We start from the raw sequence: 213 nt of genomic DNA, 5'->3' as shown, positions 1-213 counted from the left end.
AGCAGTTGCTCAGGGCCAGACCAAATTTCGCTTACCGCATAGGCAACATCATAAGAAAGGGGATAACAGTGCCTGCGCCAAAAATCAGCGCAGACACGTTTTTTTAACTCATATTCATCTTGGATCAACACCTGTTCAAACAATACACCAGATTCAAAGGCGTTAGTGGCTAACATGCGCTGACAAAAACCATGAATAGTATAAATGGCAGCT

At 43.2% G+C, this 213-nt stretch carries 1 protein-coding gene; it reads right to left on the bottom strand.

The genetic code is table 11. The annotated features are described in order from the left end of the window. The coding region (locus HMPREF2886_RS34815; protein WP_139148376.1) for a hypothetical protein at window positions 1–213 on the bottom strand (213 nt) is incomplete at both ends.

Origin of the sequence: Pseudomonas sp. HMSC066A08 (assembly GCF_001813025.1) — a bacterium.
Taxonomy (GTDB): Bacteria; Pseudomonadota; Gammaproteobacteria; order Pseudomonadales; family Pseudomonadaceae; genus Pseudomonas; species Pseudomonas aeruginosa.
The sequence above is the reverse complement of the archived record's forward strand: the minus strand, read 5'-3'. Positions and strand labels throughout refer to the sequence as shown.